Genomic DNA, 495 nt, shown 5'->3' on the forward strand with positions numbered 1-495 from the left:
AAAACAATAAACATTTCTAATTTACCTAAAATATCTGAATGGTATCAGTCATGTAAAAGATCTGAGGATATTAAAAACAAGAGTGACTGGGGGTTTTGTAGCGCTTATCTGTACGCCGTAATGCAGCATCATTATGATACCTCACTAAAAAAGTGTCCTAATATATCAGTACAAGAAGTTCTAAATGCAGTTGACAAAGAGGCGTTAGAATATCAAGAAATGTATTCAAAGCCAGCAAAAGGAAGAGACGGTAAATTAATTGAAGGTGCAAGAACTTATCAACCAAACACTATTTACGAATGGAATCGACCTGCATTTTCGGTGTTATCTTCTGTTTTGGAAAAGGAATGCATATTGTGATTATTTGGTCTATCCGTAATAAACCTGAATTATGTTAACTCTGGGAGTGCCTGTATTTTAAGGCAGGCACATAGCTTGACGCATCAATCAATCTATAATAGAGAGTTATTGATATAATTATTCTTCTATTTTTTG

General features: G+C 33.7%; 1 protein-coding gene. It reads left to right on the forward strand.

Going from position 1 to position 495, the window contains the following annotated elements; all coding sequences use genetic code 11:
• Nucleotides 1–360, forward strand: a 360-nt coding sequence (locus D2V93_RS18575; protein WP_182849908.1) for a Rap1a family protein, incomplete at its 5' end; no start/stop codon positions are given.
• Between the last annotated feature and the right edge of the window lie 135 nt (nt 361–495).

It is taken from the genome of Flagellimonas taeanensis, from assembly GCF_003584105.1.
Taxonomy (GTDB): Bacteria; Bacteroidota; Bacteroidia; order Flavobacteriales; family Flavobacteriaceae; genus Flagellimonas; species Flagellimonas taeanensis.